This window comes from Phyllobacterium sp. P5_D12, from assembly GCF_054049495.1.
The window spans coordinates 13,601-29,399 of the sequence record NZ_JBFUMG010000013.1 but is presented as its reverse complement, the minus strand read 5'-3'; the positions used below and the strand labels follow the sequence as shown (position 1 = coordinate 29,399).

12 protein-coding genes and 1 tRNA gene are annotated in these 15,799 nt (G+C 57.9%); 9 read left to right on the top strand and 4 right to left on the bottom strand.

Translation table 11 applies throughout. The features are described 5' to 3' along the window. Together ACXJ5O_RS02260 and lpdA are read left to right on the top strand one after the other, a co-directional pair. A partial coding sequence (locus tag ACXJ5O_RS02260) for a dihydrolipoamide acetyltransferase family protein (RefSeq protein WP_457298457.1) occupies positions 1–826 on the top strand: 826 nt, incomplete at its 5' end. A 3-nt stretch (positions 827–829) separates the two neighbouring features. Continuing rightward, the gene (gene lpdA, locus ACXJ5O_RS02255) at positions 830–2,227 is read left to right on the top strand and encodes a dihydrolipoyl dehydrogenase (protein WP_457298460.1); all 1,398 of its coding nucleotides are present in this window, start codon (positions 830–832) and stop codon (positions 2,225–2,227) included. 385 nt (positions 2,228–2,612) lie between these two features. Here lpdA and ACXJ5O_RS02250 read toward each other — a convergent pair whose 3' ends face one another. Together ACXJ5O_RS02250 and parE are read right to left on the bottom strand one after the other, a co-directional pair. Then, a complete protein-coding gene (locus tag ACXJ5O_RS02250) occupies positions 2,613–3,008 on the bottom strand; it encodes a RidA family protein (protein WP_457298456.1) in 396 nt (131 codons plus the stop codon). A 254-nt stretch (positions 3,009–3,262) separates the two neighbouring features. Then, the gene (gene parE / locus ACXJ5O_RS02245) at positions 3,263–5,335 is read right to left on the bottom strand and encodes a DNA topoisomerase IV subunit B (RefSeq protein ID WP_457298455.1); all 2,073 of its coding nucleotides are present in this window, start codon (positions 5,333–5,335) and stop codon (positions 3,263–3,265) included. A gap of 526 nt (positions 5,336–5,861) precedes the next feature. Between parE and ACXJ5O_RS02240 the strand changes: the two genes are divergently transcribed. Together ACXJ5O_RS02240 and ACXJ5O_RS02235 are read left to right on the top strand one after the other, a co-directional pair. After that, a complete protein-coding gene (locus ACXJ5O_RS02240; protein WP_457298454.1) occupies positions 5,862–6,788 on the top strand; it encodes a DMT family transporter in 927 nt (308 codons plus the stop codon). 63 nt (positions 6,789–6,851) lie between these two features. Beyond that, positions 6,852–8,864 (top strand): acetyl-CoA carboxylase biotin carboxylase subunit, encoded by a 2,013-nt coding sequence (locus ACXJ5O_RS02235; protein WP_457298453.1) that lies wholly within the window; start codon positions 6,852–6,854, stop codon positions 8,862–8,864. 147 nt (positions 8,865–9,011) lie between these two features. On the opposite strand, the gene lipB is transcribed toward ACXJ5O_RS02235, so the two are convergent. Beyond that, on the bottom strand, positions 9,012–9,728 hold the full coding sequence (lipB, locus tag ACXJ5O_RS02230; protein WP_457298459.1) for a lipoyl(octanoyl) transferase LipB: 717 nt from the start codon (positions 9,726–9,728) through the stop codon (positions 9,012–9,014). A gap of 229 nt (positions 9,729–9,957) precedes the next feature. Between lipB and ACXJ5O_RS02225 the strand changes: the two genes are divergently transcribed. From ACXJ5O_RS02225 to ACXJ5O_RS02205, 5 genes are all read left to right on the top strand, one after another. After that, positions 9,958–10,042, top strand: a tRNA-Leu gene (locus tag ACXJ5O_RS02225). Between the two features lie 276 nt (positions 10,043–10,318). Continuing rightward, positions 10,319–12,064: a SulP family inorganic anion transporter gene (locus ACXJ5O_RS02220; protein ID WP_457298452.1), complete on the top strand. Its 1,746-nt coding sequence runs from the start codon at positions 10,319–10,321 to the stop codon at positions 12,062–12,064. A 4-nt stretch (positions 12,065–12,068) separates the two neighbouring features. Beyond that, positions 12,069–12,893 carry a polyphosphate kinase 2 gene (ppk2, locus tag ACXJ5O_RS02215; protein ID WP_457298451.1) on the top strand — a complete coding sequence of 275 codons (825 nt, stop codon included), beginning with the start codon at positions 12,069–12,071 and terminating at the stop codon, positions 12,891–12,893. A gap of 45 nt (positions 12,894–12,938) precedes the next feature. Next, complete coding sequence (locus ACXJ5O_RS02210) at positions 12,939–13,412, top strand: histidine kinase (protein ID WP_457298450.1); 474 nt, start codon at positions 12,939–12,941, stop codon at positions 13,410–13,412. 98 nt (positions 13,413–13,510) lie between these two features. After that, positions 13,511–13,912 (top strand): hypothetical protein, encoded by a 402-nt coding sequence (locus ACXJ5O_RS02205; protein WP_457298449.1) that lies wholly within the window; start codon positions 13,511–13,513, stop codon positions 13,910–13,912. 81 nt (positions 13,913–13,993) lie between these two features. On the opposite strand, the gene ACXJ5O_RS02200 is transcribed toward ACXJ5O_RS02205, so the two are convergent. Further along, positions 13,994–15,649 carry an arylsulfatase gene (locus ACXJ5O_RS02200; RefSeq protein ID WP_457298448.1) on the bottom strand — a complete coding sequence of 552 codons (1,656 nt, stop codon included), beginning with the start codon at positions 15,647–15,649 and terminating at the stop codon, positions 13,994–13,996. Positions 15,650–15,799: the final 150 nt, after the last annotated feature.

Genomic DNA, 15,799 nt, shown 5'->3' with positions numbered 1-15,799 from the left:
GGCCGGCGTTGACCTTCGCCAGGTCAGTGGCACGGGCCCGGCGGGGCGCATTAGCCATGAAGATCTCGAAGCCTTCTTCGCGCGCGGTTCGCAAAAACCCGGTATCACGGCACTTGCTCCCGATAATTCCGTCAAGGAAATCAAGGTTGTAGGCCTGCGCCGCAAGATCGCGGAGAAAATGGCGATTGCCAAATCGCACATTCCGCACATCACCTATGTCGAGGAAATCGATGTCTCGTCGCTGGAGGAATTGCGCGCGACATTGAATTCCAACAAGCGCGCCGACCAATCAAAATTGACCATTCTGCCGTTTCTGATGCGGGCGATGGTGCGCGCAATTGCCGATCAGCCGCAACTCAACGCGCTTTACGACGACGAGGCCAATGTTATCCACCAGCATGGCGGCGTCCACATCGGTATCGCGGCGCAGACGCCGAACGGCTTGGTGGTTCCGGTGGTCAAGCATGCCGAGGCGCGCACGCTGTGGGATTGTGCTGCCGAGGTCAATTTGCTGGCAGATGCGGCCAAAACCGGTACGGCGACGCGCGAGCAGCTGAGCGGGTCGACGATCACGATCACGTCGCTCGGCAGTATGGGCGGGGTGGTGACGACGCCAGTCATCAACTATCCGGAGGTGGCGATCATTGGCGTCAACAAGATCATGACCCGGCCGATGTGGGATGGAACGAACTTTATCCCCCGCAAGATGATGAACCTGTCGTCGAGTTTCGACCATCGCGTCATCGACGGCTGGGATGCCGCTGTTTTCATTCAACGAATCAAGACGCTGCTCGAAACGCCGGCGCTGATTTTTGTGGAAGGTTGAGTGATGAAGGATATTTCCTGCAAACTGCTGGTCATCGGCGCGGGTCCCGGCGGCTATATCTGCGCCATTCGGGCTGGCCAGCTGAATGTCGATACAGTCATTGTCGAAGCGGCAAAGGTTGGCGGTACCTGCCTGATGGTGGGGTGCATCCCTTCCAAAGCACTGATCCACGCCGCGCAAGAGTTTGAAAAGGTTGCACATTTCGCCGCCAATAATACGCCTCTCGGTATTTCCGTAAGTGAGCCGGCGATCGACTTTTCGAAGACAATCGCCTGGAAAGACGGGATTGTCAGCCGACTGAACAATGGCGTCGCCGGGCTGCTCAAGAAGGCCAACGTCAAGATCGTTACCGGCAAGGCCAGGTTTCGCGACGGCAAGACCGTGGAGGTCGAAACGCTGACGGGCCAGCAGATTATCAGGGCAGAAAACGTAGTGATTGCAACGGGTTCGGCTCCTGTCGAGATTCCGTCGCTGCCGTTCGGTGGAAATGTCATTTCCTCAACCGAGGCACTGGCCCTGCAAAAAATCCCGGAGAAGCTGGTCGTTGTCGGAGGCGGCTATATCGGTCTCGAACTCGGGACAGCCTTTGCCAAGCTCGGCTCGAAAGTGACGGTTGTCGAGGCGTTGCCCAAAATCCTGCCGCAGTACGATGCGGAGCTGACCCGGCCAATCGTCAAGCATATCAATGAGTTAGGTATGACTATACTGACCGGAGTCAAAGCCAAGGGCATGAGCACAAAGGGCGATGCGCTGCTGATCGAAACCGCGGACGGCAAGGACGAGAGAATCCCGGCTGACAAGGTGCTGGTGACCGTCGGCCGCAAGCCGGTGACCACCGGTTGGGGCCTTGAGGAAATCGACCTCGATATGGACGGAAAGTTCGTCAGAATCGATGATAAGTGTCGCACCTCGATGCGCRGCGTTTATGCCATAGGCGACGTGACCGGCGAACCCATGCTCGCACACCGGGCCATGGCGCAGGGCGAAATGGTGGCGGAAATCATTGCCGGCGAAAACCGCAGCTGGGACAAACGCGCTATCGCGGCAGTGTGTTTTACCGATCCGGAGATTGTTTCTGTTGGCTTTTCTCCCGAAGAGGCAAAGGAAGCCGGACACGAAATCAAGATCGGCCTGTTTCCCTTCGCCGCCAATGGCCGCGCCATGACACAGGAGGGCGAGGAGGGATTCGTCCGCGTCGTCGCCGCTGCCGGCAACCATCTTATCCTCGGAATCCAGGCGGTCGGGCAGGGCGTATCCGAGCTCTCGGCGTCCTTTGCCCTTGCCGTGGAGATGGGCGCGCGACTGGAAGATATCGCCGGGACGATCCACGCGCATCCGACGCAGGGCGAAGGTTTTCAGGAAGCCGCCCTCAAGGCGCTCGGACACGCGCTGCATATCTGACGCAACTCAGCGCAATCAAATTGAAGCTGGCGGTTGAAAATTCTGCGTCAGTTTCGGGGATTCTTGCATAGGAATCGGGATTCCTTGCGCAGCAATCGCTCGGACTTGCATCAAAATAGTTTTGAAATAGCGGTTCATAGGGATCAAATGCCGAAAAACCGCCAGGACAAACGCGTCTCGTCGGAGAATTAATTGAACGAGCGTTCGATTAATTTTTCCGAGACGTTGCAAGAGGTATTTGAAGGTAAAAAATAGCCGGACTTGCGTCCGGCTCAAATGGGGGGAACCAGGCGCGCGCCAAAAGCAGGGAGGAGGAGCCGCGCCTAGTCTTTATGATGTACTCCTGTTCGAGGCATACTTCAAGGACTAATACTTTTGATGTATATCACTCTAATACCGCCACTGCATCAACTTCCAGAAGGTAGTCGGGGTTGGTCAGCGCCGCTACGCCGACCAGCGTGTCGGTTGGCTTGTGATCTTTGAACAACGCGACGCGTCCTTCTTCGATCATGGCGAGGTGCTCGCGCTGGTAATTGGCGACGAAGATTGTCAGCTTCGTAACCTGTCGAGGCTCAGCGCCCGCAGCGGCAAGCGCCCGCCCGATATTTGCAAACACCTGACGGGCCTGCGCCATCATATCGCCGCGACCGACAAGTTTGCCCTGGCTGTCTTCTGCTACCTGTCCGGCGATAAAAACCATTCGGCTGCCTGTGGCAACGATCGCATGGCTGTAGGTCTGCGGGGTTGAGATACCGTCAGGATCGATACATTTCAATGTCATTGGATTGCCTCCCGTTGTTCGAAAAAACCCCTCCCTGCTGCTACGCAGCCTCCCTCCCCACAAGGGGGAGGGTAAGACCCTAGCAGGCCTTCGCCTCTGTCCAAATTAAACCATGACTCTACCAGACATGGCACCATTACCCTCCCCCTTGTGGGGAGGGACGGAGCGAAGCGACAGGGAGGGGTGTTTTGAAAGCCGTGCAATGCGCGGCACGCATAGCAAGCTCGTCGAGCGACGCAAGTAGAGGCAGGACGCTAAATATCCAGTTCCTCAACAAAGGCGGCGCGATCTTGGATGAAGCGGAAGCGCGCATCGGGGCGGGTGCCCATCAGATCGTCCACGGCGAGCTTGGTTTCGTTGGCCCATTCCTCATCGATCTGGACACGCAGCAGGGTGCGCTTCTTGCGGTCCATCGTCGTTTCCTTGAGCTGGTCGGCGCGCATTTCACCAAGGCCCTTGAACCGCCCGATCTCAACCTTGCCCTTGCCGGTGAACATCGTTCTCATGAGTTCGTCCTTATGCGCATCGTCGCGGGCATAGGCGACCTTGCCACCCTGCGCGAGACGGTAGAGCGGAGGGACACCGAGGAAGAGGTGGCCGTTGCGGATAAGCTCCGGCATCTCCTGATAAAAGAAGGTGATCAGTAGCGATGCGATATGCGCGCCATCGACGTCAGCGTCGGTCATGATGATGATGCGATCGTAGCGCAGGTCTTCGTCGCGGTATTTCGAGCGGGTGCCGCAACCGAGCGCCAGGATGAGATCGCCGATCTGCTGGTTGGCCGTCATCTTTTCGCGTCCGGCACTGACCACATTCAAAATCTTGCCGCGCAGCGGCAGCACGGCCTGTGTGGCGCGATCGCGCGCCTGCTTGGCCGAACCGCCAGCGCTGTCGCCCTCAACGATGAAGAGTTCGGCGCCCAGCGCGCCTGTCTGGCTGCAGTCGGCAAGCTTGCCCGGCAGGCGCAGCTTCTTGACAGCGGATTTGCGGTTGACCTCTTTTTCCTGGCGACGCTTGACGCGCTCTTCAGCCCGGTCCACCACCCAGTCGAGCAGCTTCGATGCTTCCTGCGGCGAGGCGGCAAGCCAATGATCGAACGGATCGCGAATGACATTTTCAACGATGCGCTGCGCTTCGACAGTCGCCAGCTTGTCCTTGGTCTGGCCAACGAATTCCGGCTCGCGAATGAACACCGAGAGCATGGCGGCGGCGGAGATCATCACATCATCGGTGGTGATGATCGAGGCGCGCTTGTTGCCGGTGAGTTCCGCATAGGCCTTCAGGCCACGGGTGAGTGCGATGCGCAGCCCTGCTTCATGGGTGCCGCCTTCGCCGGTCGGAATGGTATTGCAATAGGAATTGACGAAACCATCACCGCCATACCACGCGACAGCCCACTCCATGGCGCCATGACCGCTGGTCTTTTCCGTCTTTCCGGCAAACATCTCGCGCGTGATCTGAAAATCCTTGCCGAGCGAGGCGCCGAGATAATCCTTGAGGCCGCCCGGGAAATGGAAGACGGCCTTGTCCGGCGTCGGATCCTTCGGATCGAGCAGTGACGGGGCGCAATTCCACCTGATCTCAACGCCGCCGAAGAGATAGGCTTTCGAGCGCGCCATCTTGTAAAGCCGCGCTGGATCGAACTTGGCGCCTTGACCGAAAATCTCGGCATCGGGATGGAAGGTCACACGCGTTCCGCGGCGGTTCTGCACTTCGCCGATTTCTTCGAGCGGTCCAAGCGCCTTGCCGCGCGAAAAACGCTGGCGATACAGACGGCGGTTGCGCGCGACCTCGACTTCGACGTGGTCCGAGAGCGCGTTGACGACCGAAACGCCGACGCCATGCAGGCCGCCGGAGGTTTCATAGACCTTGGAGTCGAACTTGCCGCCGGCGTGCAGCATCGTCATGATGACTTCAAGCGCGGATTTGTCCTTGAATTTCGGATGCGGATCGACCGGCATGCCGCGACCATTATCCGTGACCGACAGATAACCGTTTTCGTCGAGATCGATATCGATGAAATTGGCGTGACCGGCGACGGCCTCGTCCATGGAATTATCGATGACTTCCGCGAACAGATGATGCAGCGCGCGCTCGTCGGTGCCGCCGATATACATGCCCGGACGGCGGCGAACCGGCTCCAGCCCTTCCAGCACCTCGATATCAGCCGCATTGTAGTTGCCGCTGGCTTCGGGCGTGGGGCGCGCGGATTTGACCGGCGCGGCCGGGACAGGCTTGGCAGACTCTGGGCGTGTTGGTTCGCTCGCCGCCTGCCGTTCGCGGGCGGTTTTTACGATCGCTGAAAAGAGGTCGTTATTGTCATCCATGGTCTTGTTCGGCCAACTTCATAGAGATTCGAATCACCCTTGATATTTGCACGCTTCATGGCGAAACGCGATGGGAGTTCGCTGTCTGTTCCGGTATTCACCCACAGAACTATACGCCCGAGCGCTGACATTCAAGTGTGGCTGAAAAACTGACCGAGCGGGTTGGCAATGTATTGTCATCCTTTCGATGAGAGTGACGTGCTCACCAAAACGATTTCCATGGGGCACGTCCTTCTCCGTCATCCTCGGGCTTGRCCCGAGGACCCACGACGATGAAGCACCAAGCGATTTATCCTGGCTCTACGGATTCCAGTAAGTTTTGCTGGTGACATTAGCTTCAACCCTACTGGAATATGTTGCGCGGGGGTGGAGGTATGCTCCTCGGCCGTGGGTCCTCGGGCCAAGCCCGAGGATGACGGAGAAGGTGGAGGGACAGCCATGCGCACCCACTATCACGATTGCTTTTTTTGGCGGGAGCGATATTCCAGCAAGCCACGTCGTTGCGGCGTCCAGAGGAATGATGAGCATGGAAAATACAACCGCACAACAGGTGCAGGGTGTTTCGATGATGGCGGCGGCCATGTTTTTCCTGCCTGTGATGGACGCCATTGCCAAATGGCTCTCGACCGTGGACAGCGTATCGCCGGCAACCGTGACGCTTTTCCGTTTCGGATTTCAGGCTATGCTCGCCGCAATGATCATCATTGCTTTGACCGGGGTCAAATCCTTAAAGCCCGTCAAGCTTTGGGGGAACCTGTTTCGCGGCGTTCTCATGGGGGTCGGCGGTCTTTGTTTTTATGCGGCGATCAAATACATGCCGTTGGCAGACGCCATAGCAGTGTTCTTCGTCGAACCGTTGATGCTGACGACCCTTTCGGCAATCCTGCTGAAGGAACATGTCGGCTGGCGCAGGTGGATGGCTGTCGCCATCGGGTTCATCGGCACACTGATCGTTATTCAGCCGAGTTGGGAACTCTTCGGCTGGGTTTCGCTTTTGCCGCTCGGCACGGCAGCATCCTTTGCCTTCTATCTTATCCTGAACCGACGGTATGGCACTGCCGACACAACGCTTGTCATGCAGCTATATGCGGGGGTAGGCGGTACGCTGACGACTCTCGTCGCGCTGTTCTTCGGCGCGGCCTTTGAAATCAGCGATATGACATTCGGCCTTCCGGCCAATGCCCTGTCGTGGTCATTGCTCTTCGCGATGGGGGTCATTGCGACAACTGGACACCAGCTGATTACCAACGCCTCGCGGCTTGCCCCCGCCTCGCTGCTGGCGCCTTTTCAATATCTCGAAATCGTCATGGCAGTGCTCATCGGGCTCTTTGTCTTCAGGGAATTTCCTACCGCATCGAAGTGGCTGGGGATCGCCATCATCGTCGCTTCCGGCGCCTATCTGATCTGGCGCGAAGGAAAGAACCGCGAAGAGAGCGAGCCCGCATACAATTGACAGGAATCAGTTGAGTAGAACGAAGTTTGGCAATAGAAACAAAGACCTGTTGGGAGGTTCGCTTTGTTCAAAAAGATACTGATTGCCAACCGTGGCGAGATTGCCTGCCGCGTCATTAAAACTGCGCGCAAGATGGCGATTGCCACCGTTGCGGTTTATTCCGATGCGGATCGCGATGCTGTGCATGTGGAGATGGCCGACGAGGCCGTGCATATCGGGCCGGCTGCCGCTGCTGAAAGCTATCTCGTGGCGGACAGGATCATCGCTGCATGCAAGGACACCGGCGCGGAAGCCGTTCACCCCGGCTACGGGTTTCTCTCCGAGCGCTCCGCCTTTTGCGAGGCGTTGGAAAAGCAGAGCATCATCTTCATCGGGCCGAAGCCCAAGGCGATCATCGCCATGGGCGACAAGATCGAATCGAAAAAATTCGCCAACGCGGCCAAGGTGAGCACGGTTCCGGGCTTTCTCGACGTCATCACCGACCCGGCCCATGCGGAGCGGATAGCTGGGGAGATCGGCTACCCGGTGATGATCAAGGCTTCCGCGGGCGGCGGCGGTAAGGGCATGCGCATTGCCTGGAACAAATCGGAAGTGCGCGACGGTTTCGAACGCGCGACCTCCGAGGCACGCAATTCCTTCGGCGACGAGCGGGTCTTCATCGAGAAGTTCATCGTCGATCCGCGTCACATCGAAATCCAGGTGCTGGCCGATGCTTTCGGCAACTCCATCTATCTTGGCGAGCGCGAATGTTCGGTGCAGCGCCGCAACCAGAAGGTGGTGGAGGAAGCGCCGTCACCGTTCCTGGACGAGGCGACGCGCAAGGCCATGGGCGAGCAGGCGGTGGCGTTGGCCAAGGCGGTGGACTACCAGAGTGCTGGAACAGTCGAGTTCATCGTCGACAAGGACCGCAATTTCTATTTCCTCGAGATGAACACGCGGCTGCAGGTGGAACACCCTGTCACCGAACTGATCACCCGGATCGATCTGGTCGAACAGATGATCCGCATTGCCGCTGGCGAAAAGCTGGCGATCAAACAGGCGGATGTGACGCTCAATGGCTGGGCTGTCGAAAGCCGGCTCTACGCGGAAGACCCATATCGCAACTTCCTGCCGTCGATCGGGCGGCTGACACGCTATCGCCCGCCGGCGGAGGGGCCGATTGGCAAGGCGATCATCCGCAACGACACCGGCGTGACCGAGGGCTCGGAAATCTCGATGTTCTATGACCCGATGGTCGCCAAGCTCTGCACCTGGGCACCGACGAGGCTCGAGGCCATCGATGCGATGGCGGATGCGCTGGATACGTTCGTCGTCGATGGCATCGCGCACAACATCCCGTTTCTCGCCGCGCTGATGCAGCATCCACGCTGGCGCGAGGGAAGGCTTTCAACCGCGTTCATCGCCGAGGAATTTCCGGATGGATTCAAGCCGATTTCGCCGTCACCGGACGATCTCGATATATTGGCAGCGATCGCGCTGGCTGTCGAACTGGTGCGCAAGGAGCGTCTGGATCGACTGTCGGATCGTTTGCGGCCGCACACGGGCAAGATGCGCACGGAATGGGAGGTGCGGATCAAGGACGATTACGTGCCGATCACGATTGCAAATTGTGCGGCCAAACCGCCTTCCAAGATTGAACTTTCAATTCGTGGCGGCGATGTCGTTACCGTTCGCAGTGACTGGCAGCCCGGAGATGCCGTATGGAGTGGTTATATCGACAAGCGCGCGGTGAAGGCGCAGTTGCGCCCGGTGCTCAATGGCATGCGCATCGACTGGCGGGGCATGTCCATCGTCGCGCACGCCATGCAGAAGCACGTGGCGGCGCTGGAAAAGCTGATGCCGGTGAAGATACCGCCGGATACGTCGAAATTGCTGCTCTGCCCGATGCCGGGGCTGATCGTCTCGATCAATGTGACGAAGGGGCAGGAGGTCAAGGCGGGCGAAACGCTGGCCATTGTCGAGGCGATGAAGATGGAGAACGTCCTGCGTGCCGACCGCGATCTGACAGTGTCGGCGATCAACGCCAAGCAGGGCGACAGCCTGGCTGTGGATGCGGTGATCATGGAGTTCATCTAGAGACCTTTGCCAATCCACCTTTTCTGTCGTCATCCTCGGGCTTGACCCGAGGACCCACATTATTCCGAGAACATGCCAATGGGTCCTCGGGTCAAGCCCGAGGATGACGTAGAGGAGGGGTGGGTTTCAAGAAATGCTTGAAACGCTCTAACGCTCCACCGCGCCAAACACATCTTCGAACGCACCGTACAACGCCCGGTCGAGGTCGTGCATATCCACCGGCAGGCCGAGATCGACAAGGCTGGTGACGCCGTGGCCGCGAACGCCGCACGGCACGATGCCGTCGAAATGCGCGAGCTCCGGTTCGACATTGATCGAGATGCCATGGAAGCTGACCCATTTGCGCAGGCGGATGCCGATGGCGGCGATCTTGTCCTCGGCCGGTGAGCCATCGGGCAGGGCAGGCCGCTCCGGCCGCATTACCCAGACGCCGACGCGATCCTCGCGCCGCTCGCCCCGGACGTTGAACGCGGCGAGGGTGGCGATGATCCATTGCTCCAGCGCGGTGACGAAGGCGCGGATATCCTCGCGGCGCCGCTTCAGATCGAGCATCACGTAGGCAACGCGCTGGCCCGGGCCATGATAGGTGTATTCGCCGCCGCGACCGGTCGCGTAAACGGGAAACCTGTCGGAGACGAGGAGATCACCCGCCTTGGCGCTTGTGCCGGCCGTATAGAGCGGCGGGTGCTCGACGAGCCAGACGAGCTCGCGCGCCGTGCCGTCCCTGATCGCCGCAACGCGGCTCTCCATGAAGGCAAGCGCCGCATCATAATCGGTGAGGCCATCGGCGATCAGCCATTCGACGGGGGGCGACAAGTCCCGGGCGAGGAATGCGGGGGCGAGATCGTCGCGGTTGGTCTTCATGATGCGAATTTCATATCCGGTTGTGGTTGCCTGCGCCGAACATTTGACGACGTTCGGAATGGGTGCGCCGGATATGGACCTTTTCGCAGGCAATTTCCAGTAAGATGCAGCTTGGGCGTGTTTCGACCGCATTGACGAAAAACAATTGCGATAGTCGACGATAGGGCTTGTTTAGCTGAAACCTATTTGCTACTAGCGCCAAGCCGACATGTTCGGCTTCTACCACAGTGCGGTCGTGGCGGAATTGGTAGACGCGCAGCGTTGAGGTCGCTGTGTCGCAAGACGTGGAAGTTCGAGTCTTCTCGACCGCACCATTCTCACTCCATAGAGTGATGATTGTATTGCAAAAAATGGCGGCCATGTGCCGCCATTTTGCGTTTTACCCGACTAACGCGACGGGTATCGCGGACGCCAATGCAAGGTTGTTACCGTAACGTACTTGCTCCCCCGATACACATGAATGAAGCTAAGGGAACGTCAGATCTGCGCAGACTATAGTTGCGCCGTTGAAACTGCGAAAGAGCAGTTGGATCGGAAGCGTTTCCTGGAGCACCGACAATGATAGTCGCCACGAGCCAGAGGTCCAAGCCATGACCTTGTCCATCCCCGTTTTCAGGAGCCTGAGGGGATATCGAGCCAGTTGGCTACCGAGCGATATATCGGCCGGGCTCGCGGTCGCCGCAGTTGGCTTGCCAAGTGCCATTGCCTACCCGGCGATCGTGGGCTTGCCTCTGGAAACGGGACTCTATGCAAGCATAGCGGCTCCGATAGGTTACGCGCTGTTCGGTCCTTCCAGGATCCTGATAGTCGGGCCAGACGCGGCAACCATGACCGTGCTGGCGGCCGCCGTAACATCGATCGTCGTCTCCCTGCCGGCGGACGCAGCGGTAGACCGTGCCATGGTTGCATCGCTGATCGCCCTCGTTGTCGGCGCGATATGTCTGGCAGCACGTCTTTTGCGTCTCGGCGTTGTGGCAACGTTTCTTTCGCGCCCGATCCTCGTCGGTTTCTTTGCCGGTATTTCCGTATCGATCATCGTTGGACAGATCGGCCGTCTGACAGGGCTGTCGATTCAATCGGACGGGCTCGTAGCGCCATTCCTCGAACTCATCAACGAGCGCGCCGCCATAAACTGGCCTTCGCTTCTGCTCGGGTTGTCCATGTTCATTCTTTTGCAGGTGGTCAGGGCCTTGCGCCTGCCTGTTCCCGGTCCGGTCATTGTCGTTGTGGTTTCGACCATCCTGTCGGTACTTTTCAATTTCCAGCAGATGGGCATTGCCGTTGTCGGGGACATCCCCTTTGCGCTGCCATCCATCTCGGTACCTTCTTTAGCCGCACTTCCACTGGATCGAATTGTGCTGGGTGCAGCGGCCGTTTTTCTGGTCAGTTTTGGCTCGGGCATTGTTGCGGCCCGCAGTTTCGCAGGACGCTCCGGTGAGCATGTCGACGCCAATCAGGAACTGATCGGGCTGGGCGCGGGCAACATTGCCGCTGGCCTCTTTGGAGCATTTCCGATCAGCGTCTCGGACTCCCGGACGGCGATCTGTTTTTCGACAGGTGGAAAATCTCAGGTGGCAGGGCTTGTCTCGGCTGGAGCGCTGATAGCGACGCTACTCTATTTCAGCGATGCAATGCGGATTCTTCCCATCCCCGCACTCGGTGCCATACTGGTAGCGGCTGCTCTCAGCCTGATCGATATCGCAGAGCTGAGACACATCTGGCGTATCAGCCGCGCCGAGTTCGTTTTTGCGCTTATTACAATGTGGGGAGCCATAAGCTTCGGTGTACTGGCTGGGGTGGTGATCGCTATCGCCGCAACACTGGTCCACCTCGTGCGTCAGATGATGTTTCCGCGGGATGCTCTACTCGGCCGTATGAGCAATCGTGATGGGTTCTACAAGCTGCACCGCTTTCCCGGGGCCCGCCCGATCCCAGGTCTCGCCCTCTATATAATCCAGGGCAGCCTGTTGTTTTTCAATGCCGACTACGTTCGGGAGCGCATTAGAACCATTGCCTCCGGTTTACCTGCCGGGACCCGCTGGTTCGTTATCGACGCCAGTGCAATTGCCCAGATCGACAGCACCGCGCTTGCCATGCTCGATGATATCAGAGGCGATCTGGCGGCGGACGGAATGACACTCGGCATCGCCGAACTGCACGCGGAGGTGAAGACGATGCTCGAACGAAGCGGTCTCCTGGAGCGCATTGGACCTGAACATGTTTTCGAGGATGTGGAGGACGCAGTACGCGGCTTTGATGCCAGGCAGAACAGACTTTCCGAGGGGACGGTTGCAACTCCAGCAGGACTTCAAGTGCAGACACCAGAGGGAGGATAATGTGATGAACAAACACGACAACACATTGCGGGAAGAAGAGCATGTCGAGCACAAGAAGCTCGGCAAGGACCGCTACAACAAGCAGATGAAAAAGCTTCAGATCGAGCTCGCGCATTTACAGGCGTGGGTGAAGAAATCGGGCGCACGCGTCATCATCCTGTTCGAGGGCCGTGATGCGGCCGGAAAAGGCGGCATGATCAAGCGGATCACGGAGCGGGTGAGCCCGCGCGTATTCCGCGTCATTGCGCTTCCTACGCCAAGCGACCGGGAGAAATCGCAGATCTTCATGCAGCGCTACGTTCAACATTTTCCCGCGGCGGGCGAGATCGTCATCTTCGACAGGAGTTGGTACAACCGCGCAGGCGTTGAGCGGGTCATGGGATTCAGTTCCGAAAAGACAGCGCGGCGCTTTCTTGAACTCACCCCATTCTTTGAGGCAGCGATCGTTGAAAGCGGCATCATACTACTGAAGTATTTCCTTACCGTCGGCGAGGAAGAGCAGGAGCGCCGGTTCCGCCGCCGCATGGACGATCCCTTGCGCCAGTGGAAACTCAGTCCGATGGATGTCACRTCGTATCAACGCTGGTGGGACTATTCCCGCGCCTACGACGAGATGCTSAAGRTGACKGACAMCCGCRWTGCTCCGTGGTGGATTGTGCCGTCCGACGACAAGGAGCGAGCACGTATCAACTGCATTTCGCACATCCTCAAGTCGATCCCCTACGAACGGGTCAAGTTTGACGCGCCGAATCTCGGCAAACGGCAAAAGCGGCCCAACGACTATGTCGCGCCAGAGGCTACGGCCGCCGTGGTCCCCGACGTGCTTTGAAGACGATATCCATCAAACAACGTCATCCACGAAAGGATCAAGCAGATGCCAGAGAAGAAAGAACCCTTAGATTTGAACGCGATGCCCCCGAGCGCGGCGGACATTCGCAATGAAGTCATCAAACGTGCAAGGGAGGAAGATCAAAAGCAGGCGAAGGCAAAGGCAATCCAGGAGCAGAAGGCGGCCGACTTTGCTGAAGATTTCCTCAAGAACCATGTCAGCGAAGCAGACGTTCTGGCGGTTCGCCGGCTTGTGGCGAACGCTGTCCAGGCGGGTAAGTTCGAGGCTATGGTCTATAGCTTTTCATCGGATCTTTGTTCGGACAGCGGGCGCGCAATMAACAGCGGCGACAAAGACTGGCCACAAACGCTGCAAGGCAAGGCAAAGGAGTTTTATGATCGCTATCAGAAACTTGCCAAGCCACAGGGTTTCAAGCTCAAGGCAATGATCATCAGTTTCCCCAACGGAATGCCCGGCGATGTGGGCTTTTTCCTGAACTGGGGTTCAGATCGCGCTTGAGACAGCTTTGCGGGTGGTTGGCCGCTTCGCGTCGCCAATGCATGCGATGATCGCTGCAGGCGGTAAACGATATTTGCCCAGGAGTCGGGAGGGAGAAAATGCCGTCTGTTGTTCACGATGCCGGGAAGGCCGGCAAAAGAAAAAGCGCGCGTAGAAGGGTCAGTCGGATCATTGGAACGGCTACTGCCCTGACTCTCGTGCTTGGCGCGAGCTTGGGTAACCTTGCGCTTGCAGACGAGCCGACCTTCGCCAAACTTCAGGCAATGTGCAGAGACAGGAAAGATGAGCTGAAACACGGTTTTTGCATCGGGTTTCTTGAAGCTATCGCTCTGCGTGTTGTAAAGGAAAACAAGCATTGCGCACTGCTTCAGAGATATATCGACAGTCCCAACGCAAATCTCGCGTTCTCTGATTTGATAGCCGATCTGGATCCGCAGGAATACTCCGGCAGCGCCCTCAAATCGGTCGAAAAATTCTTCCTCAACAGGGGCTGCAACTAAATGAGGGAGATTTCGCGAATATCTCAGCAGGGACGATTGACGCTGAACGGCCCACCGACCGTCCAGCAATTATCAAGAATTCTATTGCCCGTGTTGTTTGCGCATCGCTTCGGCAATCTGCGCCTTGACGGCACTTAGCCCAAAACTGGCGCCAGTCTGCATCGGCGGGAAATCGATGGCGGTCTGCGCCAGTACCTCCACCTTTTGCTGAACAAGAACGAAACGCCAGAACTCGAATTTGTACCATTCGAAGTATTCGAGCGAGCCGTTATTTCCGCCCTTGAAGAATGCCGTGCGCTCGAACGGATCCAGGCGCAGGTTGACAACAGTGGGTGCACCCAAGGTCACAGTGTCACCGAGCCAGCCTCCCGGCTGTTCCTTGAAGGTATATTTATAGTCGTCGATGCGGGCTGCCCCGAGTGTGCTTTCGGCGAAATACCAGATCTCATGACGGTTGGATTTACCCGATCCGGTGATCATGCTGGTCTGGTCATAGCCGTCGAGATGAACCTTGTAGTTCTGGCCGTTGAGTTCCTTGCCAGCCTTCAACTCGACAATGATGTTTGGATCGCCGGCGGCAGCGACGAGGGTTGGAAACCAGTCGAGGCCGGAGAACAAGCCATTTGCGATTGAGCCTGCCGGAACGTGGCCCGGCCAGCGGATCATAGCCGGTGCGCGGAAGCCGCCTTCAAAGGTGGTGCCTTTGCCGCCGTAAAATGGGGTCTGCCCGCCATCCGGCCAGGTGAAGTTTTCGGTGCCATTGTCGGTGGTGAATATGACGATGGTATTTTCATCATCGCCCATATCCTTGATCTTTTGCATGGTGGCACCGACGATGTCGTCAAGCTGGGCCATTCCGGCTTCGTGGATGGTCCAGCCATTCTCGGAATTGCGCATGCTCTCGTATTTTTCCGAAAGATGGGTGACGATATGCATGCGCGTCGGGTTTAGCCAGAGGAAGAAGGGTTTGCCGTCAGACTTGGCCTTGTCGATGAACTTGAACGAAAGGTCCCGAATTTCGTCGTCAATAGTCTTCATCCGCTCGGGATACAGTGTCCCGGCATCCTCGATCTTCTGTTTCCCGACTTTGCCCCAGCGCGGCATTTCCGTCGGGTCGTCCACATCCGTAGCCCAGGAGTGGACCATGTTGCGTGGGCCGACCACATTTAGCAGTTCCTGCGGATATCCGGGGTGAGCCGGGTCCTCCATCGCGTCAAGATGATAGAGGTAGCCGAAGAACTCGTCGAAGCCGTGCACGGTCGGCAAGAACTTATTGAGATCGCCGAGGTGATTCTTGCCGAACTGACCTGTAGCGTAGCCCATGGACTTCAGCACAGTCGCAATGGTCGGTGCCTCGGCTGGTATACCTATGGGCGAGCCAGCTTGGCCCACTGTGGTCATGCCGGTACGGACCGGCAGCTCGCCAGTGATGAAGTTTGCCCGTCCCGCCGTACAGCTCGCTTCGGCATAATAGTCGGTGAAGAGCATCCCTTCAGCGGCGAGCTTGTCGAGATTGGGTGTACGTCCGGCCATCATGCCGCGGTTATAGGCACCAATATTCCAGATGCCGATATCGTCAGCCATGATGACGACGATGTTGGGTTTCTTGGCTGAAGTCTGAGCGTTCGCCGTCTTGCTGACTATTGTGTTCGCAACAGCGCCGATTGCCGACATTGCGAATAGAGATCCGCCTGTCAGCAGGATATCGCGCCGACTTGGATTGTCCATGTCTGCCATTGTGGTTCCTCCCGTTGGTCAGGCGAAAGCAAAGCGACGTATTGCTGTAGTTTTTAGAAGTAATAGAGCCGTGCGTGCGTATGCTCTGATGTAGCCGTGCGAAGACGCATTAACGAGCTTGGTCGGCTGGCCTGATGGATTATTCTTCGT

Coding starts and splice junctions, on each gene's coding strand:
- ACXJ5O_RS02250 (WP_457298456.1), bottom strand. CDS start 3,008: ATGACATTGAAATGTATCGATCCTGACGGTATCTCAACCCCGCAGACC.
- parE (WP_457298455.1), bottom strand. CDS start 5,335: ATGGATGACAATAACGACCTCTTTTCAGCGATCGTAAAAACCGCCCGC.
- ACXJ5O_RS02240 (WP_457298454.1), top strand. CDS start 5,862: ATGGAAAATACAACCGCACAACAGGTGCAGGGTGTTTCGATGATGGCG.
- lipB (WP_457298459.1), bottom strand. CDS start 9,728: ATGAAGACCAACCGCGACGATCTCGCCCCCGCATTCCTCGCCCGGGAC.
- ACXJ5O_RS02220 (WP_457298452.1), top strand. CDS start 10,319: ATGACCTTGTCCATCCCCGTTTTCAGGAGCCTGAGGGGATATCGAGCC.
- ACXJ5O_RS02205 (WP_457298449.1), top strand. CDS start 13,511: ATGCCGTCTGTTGTTCACGATGCCGGGAAGGCCGGCAAAAGAAAAAGC.
- ACXJ5O_RS02200 (WP_457298448.1), bottom strand. CDS start 15,649: ATGGCAGACATGGACAATCCAAGTCGGCGCGATATCCTGCTGACAGGC.